This window comes from Kitasatospora sp. NPDC030952 (assembly GCF_055571335.1).
Genome location: NZ_JBVIFM010000008.1, coordinates 47243 through 63505, shown reverse-complemented (window position 1 = coordinate 63505; position 16263 = coordinate 47243). Strand labels below are relative to the sequence as shown.

The following is a 16263-nucleotide window of genomic DNA, read 5'->3' as shown; positions in this document are numbered from 1 at the left end:
ACCATCCCCCATGTCGAACGACAGCAAGCTCGTTGACTACCTCAAGTGGGTCACGGCCGACCTGCATCAGACACGCCAACGACTGCTGGAGGCCGAGTCCGGCCGGCACGAGCCGATCGCCATCGTCGGCATGGCCTGCCGCCTCCCGGGCGGGGTGACCAGCCCCGAGGAGCTCTGGCGGCTGGTCGCGGACGGGCGGGACGGCATCACCGGGTTCCCCGCCGACCGCGGGTGGGACATCGCGGCATTGCTCGGCGAGGGCAGCGGCAGCAGCGCCTCGATCGAGGGCGGGTTCGTCGCGGCCGGCGAGTTCGACGCGGGCTTCTTCGGCATCTCGCCGCGCGAGGCCCTCGCGATGGACCCCCAGCAGCGGCTGCTGCTGGAGACCTCGTGGGAGGCGTTCGAGCGGGCGGGCATCGACCCCAGCGGCCTGCGCGGCACCCGCACCGGCGTGTTCGTCGGTACGGCGGGCGTCGACTACGTCGGCGTGGTGATGAACTCCGACGAGGACATGGAGGGCCACGCGACCACCGGCCTGACGGCGAGCGTGCTGTCCGGCCGGCTGTCGTACACCTTCGGCCTGGAGGGCCCGGCGGTCACCGTGGACACGGCGTGCTCGTCGTCGCTGGTGGCGATGCACCTGGCGTCGCAGGCCCTGCGGGCCGGCGAGTGCACGCTCGCCCTGGCGGGCGGCGTCACGGTGCTGTCGACGCCGATGAGTTTCTCCGGGTTCTCCCGGCAGGGCGGGCTGGCCCCGGACGGGCGCTGCAAGGCGTTCGCGGACGCGGCGGACGGGACGGGCTGGGCCGAGGGCGCGGGCGTGCTGGTGCTGGAGCGGCTCTCGGACGCGCGGCGTCTCGGGCACCCGGTGTTGGCCGTCCTGCGCGGCTCGGCCGTCAACCAGGACGGTGCGTCCAACGGGCTGACGGCGCCCAACGGGCCGTCCCAGCAGCGGGTGATCCGGCAGGCGCTGGCCGCCGCCGGGCTGTCGGCCGCCGAGGTCGACGCCGTCGAGGGCCACGGGACGGGCACGCCGCTGGGTGACCCGATCGAGGCGCAGGCGCTGCTCGCCACCTACGGCCAGGAGCGTGAACGCCCGCTGCTGCTGGGCTCGTTGAAGTCCAACATCGGCCACACCCAGGCCGCCGCCGGTGCGGCCGGCGTGATCAAGACGGTGATGGCGTTGCGGCACGGCGTGCTGCCGAAGACGCTGCACGTGGACGCGCCGTCGGCCGAGGTGGACTGGTCGGAGGGGGCCGTCGAGCTGCTCACCGAGGCCCGGCCCTGGCCGGAGGTGGACCGGCCGCACCGCGCGGGGGTATCCGCCTTCGGGATCAGCGGCACCAACGCGCACGTGATCGTCGAGGAGGCTGTGGAGGAGGAGGATTCCGCGGCCGATCCGTCTGTCGTACCCGGTGCGGTGCCGTGGGTGGTCTCGGCGAAGTCGGAGGCGGCGCTGGACGCGCAGCTGGAGCGGCTCGCCGAGGTCGACGGTTCTCCCGTGGACGTCGCCCTCGCGCTGGCGGGTCGCGCGCGGCTCGGGTACCGGGCGGTGCTGTTGGATGGTGCCGAGGTTGCGCGGGGCGTGGCGGGGGAGCGGTCGACGGCGTTCCTCTTCTCGGGGCAGGGGTCGCAACGGCTGGGGATGGGGCGGGAGTTGCATGCCCGGTTCCCGGTGTTCGCGGAGGCCTTCGATGCTGTGTGTGCCGCGATGGACGTGCCGTTGCGGGAGGTGGTGTGGGGTTCGGATGCGGAGCTGCTGAATCGTACGGAGTATGCGCAGGCGGGGTTGTTCGCGGTCGAGGTGGCGCTGTTCCGGCTGGTCGAATCGCTGGGCGTCCGCGCCGAGTTCGTCGCGGGCCACTCGATCGGTGAGATCGCGGCGGCGCATGTGGCGGGGGTGTTCTCGTTGGAGGACGCCTGCGCGCTGGTCGCCGCTCGTGGTCGGTTGATGCAGGCGCTGCCGTCGGGTGGTGCGATGCTCGCCGTGCAGGCGACGGAGGACGAAGTCCTCCCGCTGTTGGGCGAGTTCGCATCGATCGCCGCCGTCAACGGCCCGCGCTCGATCGTCGTCTCGGGTACGGAGGAGGCCGTCGAGGCGGTTCACCAGCACTTCGCCGACCGCAAGACGACGCGGTTGCGGGTCTCGCACGCGTTCCATTCGCCGTTGATGGATCCGATGCTGGCGGACTTCCGTGAGGTGCTCAACGGGCTGACGTACCGGGCCCCTTCGATCCCGTTGGTCTCCAACCTCACCGGCGCCCTCGGCGCAGAGGTCACCACTCCCGAGTACTGGGTGCGCCACGTCCGCGAGGCCGTCCGCTTCGCCGACGGCGTCCGCGCGCTGCGTGCGGCGGGTGCCACCGCCTTCCTGGAGCTCGGCCCGGACGGCGTGCTCGCCGCCCTCGTCCAGCAGGACGCCCCGGACTCCGACGCCCCCGCAGTCCCGCTGCTGCGCCGCGACCGGCCAGAGGAGCAGGCCCTCGTCACGGCCCTCGCCGCTCTGCACGTCACCGGCGTCCCGGTCGACTGGGCCCGGCTGTTCGACGGCACCGGCGCCCGGCGCGTCGACCTGCCCACCTACCCGTTCCAGCACGAGCGCTACTGGCCGCGCCCGGCCCGCCGCATCGGCGACGTGACCGGTGCCGGGCTGTCGCCCGCCGAGCACCCGCTGCTGGGCGCGACCGTCGCGCTCGCGAACGCCGAGGGCACGCTGCTGACCGGCCGGCTGTCGCTGAAGGCGCAGCCGTGGTTGGGTGACCACCGGGTGGGCGGCGTGGCCGTGTTCCCGGCGACCGGGTTCCTGGAGCTGGCCGTGCGCGCCGGTGACCAGGTGGCCTGCGACCGGGTCGAGCGGCTGGCGCTCGCCGAGCCGCTGGTGCTGCCCGAGGACGGCGCGGTCCTCGTCCAGATCCAGGTGGACGCTCCGGCGGCCTCCGGTGCCCGCCCGGTGCGGATCTTCTCCCGCCCGGACGCCGATGCCGACGGCGCGTGGACGGAGCACGCCTCGGGCGAGCTCGTCCGCGGCGAGCGCACGGCCGAGTTCGATGCCTCGGTCTGGCCGCCGAAGGGCGCGGTCGTGGCTGAGCTGACCGGGCTCCAGGAGGAGGCGGACCTCGGCCCGGCCTTCGACGGGCTGCGGTCGGTGTGGCGGCGCGGCGAGGAGACCTTCGTCGAGGCGGTCCTGCCGGGCGACGCGGCCGATGACGCCGGGGCGTTCGGCGTGCACCCGGCGCTGCTGGCCGCCGTCCTGCGGGCGGACGGCCGGGGGCTGGTGCCGGTGACGTGGTCCGGGGTGTCGCTGCACGCCTCGGGCGCGTCCGTGGTGCGGGCCCGGCTCGTGCGCACCGGCGGGGAGACGCTCACGCTCGCCCTCGTTGACGCCGCCGGGGAGCCGGTGCTGTCGGCCGAGGCCCTGACGATGGCCGAGCCGGCCGCCGTGGCGCAGGGAGCGGCCGCGAACGGGTCGCTGCTGCGGCTGGAGTGGGTGCCCGCGCCGTCGCGCGCGGGTGGGCAGGTGACGGCGGTGACGCTGGGCACGGATGTGGCGTCACTGGCGGAGTTGCCGGAGTCGGTTCCGGGTGCGGTGGTGGTTCCGGTGGCGGGTGGTTCGGCGCCGGAGGCCGTGCACGAGGTGACGGCGTGGGTGCTGGGTCTGGTGCAGGAGTGGCTGGCCGAGCCGCGCTTCGCCGACGCGCGGTTGGTGTTCGTCACCCGGGGCGCGGTCGACGGGGTGTCGGACCTGGCCTGTGGAGCGGTCTGGGGTCTGGTGCGGGCGGCGGAGTCGGAGAATCCGGGCCGGTTCGTGCTCGTGGATGCGGATGCCGACCTGCCGTTGGGTGCGGTGCTGGCCGTGGGCGAGCCGCAGGTGCTGGTCCGCGACGGCGTCGTCCGGGTGGGTCGCCTGCTTCGCGCCGACCTCGCCGACGAACCCTCGCAGGGTTGGGGCGCGGGCACGGTGGTGATCACGGGTGGTACCGGTGGTCTGGGTCGTGTGGTCGCTCGGCATCTGGTGGCCGAGCATGGTGTGCGTGAGCTGTTGTTGCTGAGCCGTCGCGGGGGCGCGTCCGAGCTGGTGGACGAGCTGGCCGGGCTGGGGGCCCGGGCCGAGGTGGTGGCGTGTGACGCGGCCGACCGCGAGGCGCTCGCCCAGGCGTTGGACGGCCGGGCGATCAGCGGTGTCGTGCACGCGGCCGGTGTGCTGGACGACGGCGTGGTGAGCGCGCTGACGCCCGAGCGGCTGTCGGCCGTCCTGCGCCCGAAGGTGGACGCGGCGTGGAACCTGCACGAGCTGACCGAGGACCAGGACCTCAAGGCCTTCGTCCTGTTCTCCTCCATCTCGGGTGTGATGGGCAGCGCCGGTCAGGGCAACTACGCGGCGGCGAACGTCTACTTGGACGCGTTGGCGATCTGGCGCCGCCAGCGGGGCCTGCCCGCCCAGTCGCTGGGCTGGGGTGCCTGGGTGCCGACCGCCGGTATGACGGGGACGCTCTCCGAAGCCGACCTGCACCGCATCCGCTCCTCCGGTGTCCCGCCGCTGGCCGAGGAGGACGGTCTCGCCCTGCTGGACGCCGCCATGGCCGTCGACGAGCCGTACCTGGTCGCGACCGGCCGGCTGGCTGCCGGCGCCCGCCCGCGCGGCGAGGTGCCGACGATGTTCCGGGCCCTGCTGCCCGCCGGGCGCCGCACCGCCTCCGCCACCGGCACCGGTGCCGCCACCATGACGGCCCTCGCCGCCCGTCTGCACCAGTTGCGCGAGGCCGACCGGCTGCGCCACGTGGTCGACCTGGTCCGCGCTGAGGCGGCGGCCGTCCTGGGCCACGCCTCGCCGCAGGCCGTCGCCGCCGAACGGGACTTCCACGACCTCGGCATCGACTCCCTGACGGCACTGGAACTGCGCAACCGCCTGACCGCCGTCACCGGCCTGCGCCTCCCGGCCACCCTGGTCTTCGACCACCCGACCCCCGCCGCGATCGCCGACCTCGTGCTCGCGGAGGTGCTCGGGCAGTACGACGAGCCGATCGCCCCGGCCGCGGCGGACGCCGTCGCCACCGACGACCCGATCGCGATCGTCGGCATGGCCTGCCGCCTGCCCGGCGGGATCGGCACGCCCGAGGAGCTGTGGGCGCTGGTCGCCGAGGGCCGCGAAGGCATCTCCGACTTCCCGACCGACCGCGGCTGGGACCTCGACACCCTGCTCGGCGGCGGCCCCGGCGACCGGGGGCGCAGCGCCACCGCGAAGGGCGGCTTCCTGCACGGGGTGGCCGACTTCGACGCGGCCTTCTTCGGGATCTCGCCGCGCGAGGCCCTCGCGATGGACCCGCAGCAGCGGCTCCTGCTGGAGACCTCCTGGGAGGCCGTCGAGCGGGCGGGCATCGACCCGACGGCGCTGCGCGGCAGCCGGACCGGCGTCTTCGTCGGCACGGGCGGCCAGGACTACCTGACGCTCGTCATGAACGCCCGGGAGGACATCGAGGGCCACGCGAGCACCGGCCTGGCCGCGAGCGTGGTCTCCGGCCGGATCTCCTACACCTTCGGCTTGGAGGGCCCGGCGGTCACCGTCGACACGGCGTGCTCCTCGTCGCTGGTGGCGATGCACCTGGCCGCCCAGTCGCTGCGCACCGGTGAGTGCACGCTGGCCCTGGCGGGCGGCGTCACCGTGATGTCGTCCTCGCTCGGCTTCCCCGGTTTCACCCGGCAGGGCGGGCTGGCCCCGGACGGGCGCTGCAAGGCGTTCGCCGACGGCGCCGACGGGACGGGGTGGTCGGAGGGCGCGGGTGTCCTGGTGCTGGAGCGGCTCTCGGACGCGCGGCGCCTCGGGCACCCGGTGCTCGCGGTCGTGCGCGGCAGTGCCGTCAACCAGGACGGCGCCTCCAACGGCCTCACCGCGCCCAACGGCCCGGCCCAGCAGCGGGTGATCCGCCAGGCCCTGGCCAACGCGCGTCTCTCGGCGGCGGAGGTCGACTTCGTCGAGGGCCACGGGACGGGCACCACGCTGGGCGACCCGATCGAGGCGCAGGCGCTGCTCGCCACCTACGGGCAGGACCGCGAACGGCCGCTGCTGCTCGGCTCGCTGAAGTCCAACATCGGCCACACCCAGGCCGCTGCCGGCGCGGCCGGCGTGATCAAGGCCGTGCTGTCGATGCAGCACGGCGTGCTGCCCCGCACGCTGCACGTGGACGCGCCGTCCTCGCACGTCGACTGGACGAGCGGTGACATCCGGCTGCTCGCGCAGGCGGAGGAGTGGCCGGAGACCGGCCGTCCGCGCCGGGCGGGTGTGTCGGCCTTCGGGATCAGCGGCACCAACGCGCACGTCATCGTCGAGCAGGCGCCTGCGGCTCCGCGGGTCGAGGAGGCGGGCGGCGCACCGGGGGTCGTGCCGTGGGTGCTGGCGGGCAAGTCCGAGGCCGCGCTGGACGCCCAGCTCGCGCGACTCGAAGGCCTGGACGCCTCGCCGGTGGACGTCGGCCTCTCACTGGCCGCCGGGCGGTCGCGGTTCGGGCACCGGGCGGTGCTGCTGGACGGTGCCGAGGTGGCCCGGGGCGTGGCCGACGGCGAGCGCCGGACGGCGCTGCTGTTCTCCGGGCAGGGTGCCCAACGTCTGGGCATGGGGCGGGAGTTGTACGCCCGGTTCCCGGTGTTCGCCCGGGCCTTCGACGAGGTGTGCGGGGCGCTTGACCCGGTTCTGCGGGAGGTGGTGTGGGGTTCGGACGCGGAGCTGCTGAACCGGACGGAGTTCGCGCAGGCGGGGTTGTTCGCGGTCGAGGTGGCGCTGTTCCGGCTGGTCGAATCGCTGGGCGTCCGCGCCGAGTTCGTCGCGGGCCACTCGATCGGTGAGGTGGCGGCGGCGCATGTGGCGGGGGTGTTCTCGCTGGAGGACGCCTGCGCGCTGGTGACTGCTCGCGGCCGGTTGATGCAGGCGCTGCCGTCCGGTGGCGCGATGCTCGCCGTGCAGGCGACGGAGGAGGAAGTCCTGCCGCTGTTGGGCGAGTTGGTGTCGATCGCGGCGGTCAACGGTCCGACTTCGGTGGTCGTTTCGGGGGCGGAGGAGGCGGTCTCGGCGATCGAGGCGCACTTCGCCGACCGCAGGACGACGCGGTTGCGGGTCTCGCACGCGTTCCACTCCCCGCTGATGGATCCGATGCTGGCGGACTTCCGCGAGGTGCTCAACGGGCTGACGTACCGGGCCCCTTCGATCCCGCTGGTCTCCAACCTCACCGGCGCCCTCGGCGGCGTAGACGTCACCACCCCCGACTACTGGGTGCGCCACGTCCGTGAGGCCGTCCGCTTCGCCGACGGCGTCCGCGCCCTCGACGCGGCCGGTGCCACGGACTACCTGGAGCTCGGCCCCGACGCGGCCCTGTCCCCGGCCGTCCGCCAGACCCTGGCGGACACCTCGGAGGCCGTCGTCGAGCCGGCCGGTCGCCGTGGCCGCCCGGAGGAGGCCGTCCTACTGACGGCGCTCGCCCGTCTCCACGTCGTCGGCGTGCCCGTCGACTGGGCCCGGGTCTTCGACGGCACCGGCGCCCGGCGGGTGGACCTGCCGACGTACGCCTTCCAGCGCGAGCGCTACTGGCCGCAGACCCACGCCCCGACGGCCGGACGCCCCGGCGGCGCCGCGCCGGACGACCCGCTGGACGCCCGCTTCTGGGCCGCCGTCGAGGGCGAGGACCTGAACGCGCTCGCCGCCGACCTCGCGGTGGACGGCGACGCGCTCGGCGCGGTGCTCCCGGCCCTGTCCGCATGGCGGCGCCACCACCGGGACCAGTCCCTGCTGGACGCGCTGCGCTTCCACGAGTCCTGGCGCGCTCTGCCCGGCGGCTCGACGGCCCGCCCGTCCGGCCCGTGGCTGGTGGTGACACCGGCCGAGGACGGCGACGAGGCGTGGACGGCGGCGGCCTGCGAGGCCGTCGGACCGGACGCGCTGTGCCTGTCCGTCCCCGCTCCGGAGCGCGCCGAGCTCGCCGAGCTTCTGCGCCAACTGCCGGCGACCGGGCGCCCGTTCGCCGGTGTGCTGTCCCTCCTCGCGCTCGGGCGCGGCACCGACCCGGGCGCCACGGCGCTCGCCCTGCTCCAGGCCCTGGGCGACGCGGACGTCACCGCGCCGCTGTGGTGCCTGACGCGCGGCGCGGTCGCCGTGGCCCGCACCGACGCCCCGACCGCACCCGAGCAGGCCGCCGTGTGGGGCCTCGGCCGGGTGGCCGCGCTGGAGCATCCCCAGCGGTGGGGCGGCCTCGTCGACCTGCCCGAGACCCCGGACCGGTCCGCGGTGCGCCGCCTGGCCGCCGTGCTCGCCGGCGGGCCCGGCGCGGACGGTGGGGCAGGCGAGGACCAGATCGCGATCCGGGCCGCCGCCGTCCACGCCCGCCGCCTCGTCCCGGCCCCGGCCGGCACCCCGGACGCGGGCTGGACGCCGGGGCAGACCCCCGGCACCGTGCTGATCACCGGCGGCACCGGCGGTCGGGGCGCGGCCGTGGCCCGGCAGCTCGCCGCCGCGGGCGCGAGCCATCTGCTGCTGGCGAGCCGCCGCGGGCCCGACGCCCCCGGCGCCGCCGACCTCGCCGAGGAGTTGGGCGGCCTGGGCGCCGCCGTGACGATCGCCTCCTGCGACGTCGCCGACCGCGCGGCCCTCGCCGCCCTGCTGGCCGCGATCCCCGCCGACGCCCCGCTCACCGCCGTCGTCCACGCGGCGGGCACGGTCGACGACGGCGTCCTCGACGACCTGACCCCCGGGCGCCTCGCCGCCGTCCACCGGGCCCGCGCCGGGGCCGCCCTCCACCTGGACGAGCTGACCCGAGACCTCGACCTGACGGCCTTCGTGCTCTGCTCCTCCGTCGCGGGCGCCGTCGGCACCCCCGGCCGCGCCGGCCTCGCCGCCCCGGCCGCCGTCCTGGACGCGCTCGCCCAGCGTCGCCGAGCCGAGGGCCGGCCCGCCACCTCCATCGCCTGGGGAGCCTGGATCGGCGCCGAGTACACCGGCTCCGACTCCGACTCCGACTCCGGCGTCCCGGCCGAGGACGACGGACGCACCCAGCGCGCCGCCGTTCCCGCCCTGCACCCCGACCTCGCCCTGGCCGCGCTGCGCCAGGCCGTCACCCGCCCGGCCCCGGCGCTGGTGCTGCTCGACCTGACGCAGCCGCAGGTCCTGGAGAGCCTGGTCGGCCTGCGCGGCAACCCGCTGCTGCGCGACCTCCCGGCCGCCCGGCCCGCCCTGGAAGCCGCCGCCGCGGCCCGCCGCGACTACGCGACGGCCGCCTCCGAGCTCACCGGACGCCTGCGCGCCCTCACCCCGACCGAGCGGACCGCCCTGCTCACCGACCTGGTCCGCACCCAGGTCGCCGCCGTGCTGGGTTACGCCGACCGCTCCGCCGTGGCCCCGGACCGCAAGTTCCGCGACCTCGGCTTCGACTCGCTGACGGCCGTCGAGCTGCCCGCCCGGCTCGGCGCGGCCACTGGGCTCAAGCTCCCCGCCACCTCCGTCTACGACTACCCGACCGCCCACGCCCTCGCCGAGCACCTGCTGGCCGAGCTCCTCGACACGCCCGCCGACACCCCGCTGCCGCCCGCCACGGGCACCGGGGCCGAGGACGGCGATCCGATCGCGATCGTGGGCATGGCCTGCCGGCTGCCCGGCGGGGTCACCTCGCCGGACGAGCTGTGGCGCCTGGTCTCCGAGGGCGGTGACGGCATCGCCGGGTTCCCCGAGGACCGCGGCTGGGACCTGCGGACCCTGCTCGCCGGCGACCGCGACGGCCGGGGCCGCAGCGCCACCCTGGAAGGCGGCTTCATCGACGCCGTCGCCGACTTCGACGCCTCCTTCTTCGGCATCTCGCCGCGCGAGGCCCTCGCCATGGACCCCCAGCAGCGCCTGCTGCTGGAGACCTCCTGGGAGGCGCTGGAACGCGCGGGCATCGACCCGCAGAAGCTCGGCGGCAGCCGCACCGGCGTCTTCGTCGGCACCAACGGCCTCGACTACGCGACGCTCATGATGAACTCGCGCGAGGACGTCGGCGGCCACTCCGGCACCGGCCTCGCGTCGAGCGTCCTGTCCGGCCGCATCTCCTACACCCTCGGGCTGGAGGGCCCGGCCGTCACCGTCGACACCGCGTGCTCCTCCTCCCTGGTCGCCCTGCACCAGGCCGGTCAGGCGCTGCGGGGCGGCGAGTGCGCGCTCGCCCTGGCGGGCGGGGTGACGGTGATGACCACCCCGGTCAGCTTCGCCGGCTTCACCGTCCAGAACGGCCTCGCCGCGGACGGCCGCTGCAAGGCCTACTCGGACGCCGCCGACGGCACCAACTGGTCCGAGGGCGTCGGCATGCTGGTCCTGGAGCGGCTGTCCGACGCCCGGCGCAACGGACACCCGGTGCTGGCCGTCCTGCGCGGCTCCGCCGTCAACCAGGACGGCGCCTCCAACGGCCTCACCGCTCCCAACGGCCCGTCCCAGCAGCGCGTCATCCGCCAGGCGCTGGCGAGCGCCGGACTGTCGGCCGCCGACGTCGACGCGGTGGAGGGCCACGGCACCGGCACCGCCCTGGGCGACCCGATCGAGGCCCAGGCACTGCTCGCGACCTACGGGAAGAACCGCGAACGGCCGCTGCTGCTGGGCTCACTGAAGTCCAACATCGGCCACACCCAGGCCGCGGCCGGCGTCGCCGGCGTGATCAAGACGGTGCTCGCCATGCGCCACGGCGTGCTGCCGAAGACCCTGCACATCGACCGGCCGTCGGCCGTCGTGGACTGGACGGCGGGCTCGATCGACCTGCTCACCGAGGCCCGGCCGTGGCCCGAGGTCGACCGGCCCTGGCGCGCCGGGGTGTCCTCCTTCGGGATCAGCGGCACCAACGCCCACGTGATCCTCGAACAGGCGCCCGCCCTGCCCGAGCGCACCGAGGACCAGCGGGTGCTGCCCACCGTCGTCCCATGGGTGCTCTCCGGCCGCTCCGAGGCGGCGCTGGAGACCCACCTCGCCCGCGCCTCGGCCCTCGAACTGTCCCCGCTGGACATCGGGTTCTCGCTGGCCGCCGGGCGCTCCGCCTTCGAGCACCGGGCCGTGCTGCTCGCGTGCAGCGAAGGGCTGACCGAGGTCGCCCGGGGCATCGCGGCGGACCGCTCGACGGCCTTCCTGTTCTCCGGGCAGGGCTCGCAGCGCCTCGGCATGGGCCGGGAGCTGTACGCGCGCTTCCCGGTCTTCGCCGACGCCTTCGACGCGGTGTGCGCGGTGCTGGACGAGCACCTGGACCAGCCGCTGCGCGCGGTCGCGTGGGGCGAGGACGCGGACCTGCTGAACCGGACGGAGTACGCCCAGGCCGGACTGTTCGCGGTCGAGGTGGCGCTCTACCGGCTGGTCGAATCCCTCGGCGTCCGACCCGAGTTCGTCGCGGGCCACTCGATCGGCGAGATCGCGGCGGCGCACGTCGCCGGGGTGTTCTCGCTCGGCGACGCGTGCGCCCTGGTGGCGGCGCGTGGCCGGCTGATGCAGGCGCTGCCGTCCGGTGGCGCGATGCTGGCGGTGCAGGCCACGGAAGACGAAGTCCTGCCGCTGCTGGGCGACTTGGTGTCCATCGCGGCCGTCAACGGGCCGACTTCGGTGGTCGTCTCCGGGGCGGCGGAGGCCGTCGAGGCGATCGAGGCGCACTTCGCCGACCGCCGGACCACCCGCCTGCGCGTCTCGCACGCCTTCCACTCGCCGCTGATGGACCCGATGCTGGCGGACTTCCGCGAAGTCCTGAACGGGCTCAGCTACAGCGCCCCGTCGATCCCGGTCGTCTCCAACCTCACCGGCGGCCTCGGAGCGGACCTCACCAGCCCCGAGTACTGGGTGCGGCACGTCCGCGAGGCCGTCCGCTTCGCCGACGGCATCCGCGCCCTGCGCGCGGCCGGTGCCACCGCCTTCCTCGAACTCGGCCCCGACGGCGTCCTCACCGCCCTCGCCGAACAGAGCCTCGGCGAACAGGGCCTCGGCGAGCAGGGCTTCGGCGACGACGCGACCGACTGCGTCCGCGCCGCCGCCCTGCGCAAGGACCGCGCCGACGAGCGCACCCTGCTCACCGCCCTCGCCACGCTCCACGCGGCCGGTGTCCCGGTCGACTGGGCGGCCCTGTTCGACGGCACCGGCGCCCGCCGGGTCGACCTGCCCACCTACGCCTTCGACCACCACCGCTACTGGCCGCGCCCGGCCGCCCTCTCCGGCGACGTCGCCTCCGTCGGCCTCGTCCCGGCCGACCACCCGCTGCTCGGCGCCGCCGTCCCGCTTGCCGACGACACCGACGGCGTGCTCTTCACCAGCCGCCTCGCCCTGCGCGTCCACCCGTGGCTGCTCGACCACCGGATCGGCGGCCGGCCGGCCTTCCCGGCCGCCGCCTTCGTCGAACTGGCCGTCCGGGCCGGTGACCAGGTCGGCTGCGGCCGGATCGCGGAGCTCACGCTCGGCGACCCGCTGCCGCTCGCCGAGGACGACGAACCCGTGGTGCAGGTGCGGGTCGGCGGGCCGGACGACACCGGCGCCCGCCCGGTGGCCTGCTACGCCCGCCCCGGCGACGCCACCCCCGACGAGCCGTGGACGCGCTGCGCCACCGGCACCCTGGTGCCCCAGGACACCGACCTGCCGGACCACGCCCAGGCGGTCTGGCCGCCGGCCGGGGCGCTCGCCGTCGACCTGGACGGCTTCTACCGCGAGCCCGGGCGCGGCCCGGCCTTCCGGGGGCTGCGCGCCGCCTGGCTGCGCGGTGAGGAGGTGTTCGCCGAGGTCGAGCTGGACGGCGAACCCGCGGACGACGCCCGCTACTTCGGCCTCCACCCGGCCCTGCTCGACGCCGCCCTGCACGCCGCCGTGCTGATCGGCGTCGGCACCGAGGAGCAACTGCCGCAGCCCCGGGCCTGGCAGGGCGTGGCCCTGCACGCCGGGGGAGCGTCCGCGCTGCGGGTGCGCATCGCCCGCCTCGGCGAGGACACGGTGGCCGTCACCGCCACCGACCCGGCCGGCGGCGCGGTGCTGACGGTCGGCTCGGTCACGCTGCGCGCCCCGCAGGCCGCCACGGCCGCCGCCCGCACCGGCCGCGACCCGCTGTTCCGGATCGAGTGGGTCCCCGCCCCGCCCACGCCGCCCGCCGCCACGGCGCCGAGCCGCACCGCGCTCGGCCGCGACGCCTACGGAGCGGGCTCCTCGGCCGCGACCCTTGCGGACCTCGGCCGCCCGGTGCCCGACCTCGTCCTGGTCGCCCTGGACGGCCCGGCCGGCGACGTCCCCGAGGCCGTCCACGCGCACACCACCCGGGTGCTCGCCCTCGTCCAGGAGTGGCTGGCCGAGGACCGGGCCGCCGCCGCCCGGCTCGTGTTCGTCACCCGGGGCGCCGTCCGGGCCGCGGACGGTGAGACCGTCCGCGACCTGCCCGGCGGCGCGGCCTGGGGCCTGGTCCGCACGGCGAACTCCGAGCACCCCGGCCGCTTCGCCCTGCTCGACGTCGAACGCACCGAGGACGTGGCCGCGGTGCTGCCGCTGCTGCCCGGCCTGCTGGCCGACGGCGAGGCCCAGTTCGCCGTCCGCGGCGGCGCGCTGCGGGTGGGCCGGCTGGCCCGGCTCGCGGACGCGGCGGGGCTGCTGCCCCCGGCGGGCACGCCGTGGGTCCTGGACGGCCTGCGGCCCGAGGACCTGGCGCTGGTGCCCTGCCCCGAGGCGGCCGGGCCGCCCGCGGCCGGGCAGGTCGCCGTCGCCGTCCGGGCCGCCGTCGCCGCGGTGCACGGCGGCGGCACCGGCGCGGCCGGCGTGGTGACGGCGGTCGGTGACGGCGTGCCGGACCTGCGCCCGGGCGACGAGGTGTTCGGCGTGCTGCCCGCCGGGCCGAAGGCGGTCGCCGACCGGCGCCTGCTGGCCCGGCTGCCCGACGGCTGGTCCTTCGGGGCCGCCGCCGCCCTGGCCGCCGACGCCTCCGCCCAGCTGGCCGCACCCGACGCCGACGAGACCGCCGCGATCCTCGCGGAGCTCGTCGCCCTGGCCGGGCGCGGTGAGCTCACCGCGCCGCCGGTCGCCACCCACGACATCCGCGACGCCCGCAAGGTGCTGGCCGTCGAAGGGCCGGCGGCCTCCGAGGCCACGGGCCGGACCGTCCTCACGATGCCCGTGGAACGCGACCCCGAGGGCACCGTCCTGATCACCGGCGGCACCGGCGCCCTCGGCCGCCACCTCGCCCGCCGACTCGCCGTCACCGGCACTCGCCACCTACTGCTCACCAGCCGGCGCGGACCGGACGCACCCGGCGCGGCCGAACTCCTCGCCGACCTCGCGGCCCTCGGCGCCGAGGCCCGGGTCGTCGCCTGCGACACCGCCGACCGCGCGGCCACCGAGGAGCTGCTCGCCGGCATCCCCGCCGAACACCCGCTCACCGCCGTCATCCACACGGCCGGTGTGCTGGACGACGGCATCATCACCGCGCTCACCCCCGAACGCCTGTCCGCCGTCCTGCGGCCCAAGGTCGACGCCGTCTGGCAGCTCCACGAGCTGACCCGCCACCTCGACCTCGCCGTCTTCGCCGTGTTCTCGTCCATCGCGGGCGTCATGGGCAGCCCCGGCCAGGGCAACTACGCCGCGGCCAACGCCTTCTTGGACACCCTGATCGACCACCGCAGGTCGCTCGGCCTGGCCGGCACCTCGCTCGCCTGGGGCCCGTGGGCCCAGGAGGCCGGCATGACCAGCGAGCTGAGCGAGACCGACATGCGGCGCATGCAGTCCGGCGGCATCCCGCCGCTCTCCGTCGAGCAGGGCCTCGCCCTGTTCGAGGCCGCGCTCGGCTCAGCCGAACCGCTCGTCATCCCGATGGGCCTGGCCGCCGGGGGCATGCGCCCCCAGGGCGAGGTGCCGCCGCTGTTCCGCGGACTCGTCCGCGCCGCCCGGCGCACCGCCTCCGGCGGCGGCGCGAGCGGCGCCGACGCGGCCGCCGGCTTCACCCGGCAACTGCTCGACCTGGGCGAGCGCGACCGGATGCGCTACCTCGTGGACACCGTCCGCGCCGAGGCCGCGGCCGTCCTCGGCCACCCCTCCCCGGAGGCCGTCGACGCCGAACGCGACTTCTACGAGCTCGGGTTCGACTCGCTCACCGCCGTCGAGCTGCGCAACCGGATCGCCGCGGTCACCGGCCTGCGGATGCCCGCCACCGTCGTCTTCGACAGCCGCTCGCCGCTGGAGTTCGCCACCTGGATCCGCGCCGAACTCGCCGACCAGCGCGCCGAGGACGGCGAGCACGGCGTCGGCGGGGCCGTGCTGGTGCCCGGCGGCGAGCCCGAACTCGACTCCCTGGAGCGCCTGTTCACCGACGCCCTGGCCAACGGCAAGGTGCCCGAGGCGCAGCGCATGCTGGCCACCGTCGCGGCCCTGCGGCCCACCTTCGAGGCGACCGCCGAACTGGAGGACCTGCCCTGGGCGACCCGCCTCGCCGAGGGGCCGCGCCCGACCCGGCTGATCTGCGTCAGCGCGCCGACGGCCAACGCGGGGGTGCACCAGTACTCCCGGCTCGCCGCCCACTTCCGGGGCGAGCGCGAGGTGTCGGCGCTCCCCCTGGTCGGCTTCGCCACCGGCGAGCGGCTGCCCGCCACCCCCGAGGTTGCCACCCGGGTGATCGCCGAGAGCGCCCTGCGCGCCAGCGACGGCCACCCGTTCGTCCTGGCCGGCCACTCCTCCGGCGGCTCCTTCGCCTACGCCGCGGCGGGCCTGCTGGAGCACACCTGGGGCATCCGCCCGGCGGGCGTCGTGCTCTTCGACACGCTGAGCTTCCAGCACAACGCCGACGAGGGCACCGACTACACCGGCATGATGCGGCTCAACTTCACCGGCGCGGACTCGCCGGTGCGGCTGACCAACTCCCGGCTGTCCGCCATGGGCCGCTGGATGGTCCTCCTCAACCGCCTGGAGGTCCACCACACCACGGCGCCCGTCCTGCTCGTCACCTGCGACCGCGCCATGACCGGCGTCGACGAGGCCCCCATCGAGCAGCGAGCCCAGGCCGAGCCGCTGGTGCCCGGCGCCCAGGTGCGCGGCGTCGACGCCGACCACCTGTCGATGATCCGCGAGGACTCGGCCCTCACCGCCGAGATCGTGGAGGACTGGCTGCGCGGCCAGGAGTGACGGCCCGACGGGCGCGCCGGACACCTTCCGCGGTGTCCGGCGCGCCCGTTCGTGCGTCCGGGACGTTCAGGCCTCTAGGGAAAACCGGGGCCGTCCGTGGCGAGACTGGGCGGGCGACGGGTCGGACCCGACGTCAGGAGTTCGCGCGC

At 76.0% G+C, this 16263-nt stretch carries 1 protein-coding gene; it reads left to right on the top strand.

The features are described 5' to 3' along the window. The first annotated feature begins 10 nt into the window (after positions 1-10). Entirely contained in the window at positions 11-16114 is a 16104-nt protein-coding gene (locus ACZ47G_RS16510) for a type I polyketide synthase (protein WP_465743186.1), read from the top strand. The last annotated feature ends 149 nt before the right edge of the window (positions 16115-16263 follow it).

Excerpts from the sequence above, each read along its gene's own strand:
- ACZ47G_RS16510 (WP_465743186.1), top strand. The coding sequence starts at position 11 with ATGTCGAACGACAGCAAGCTCGTTGACTACCTCAAGTGGGTCACGGCC.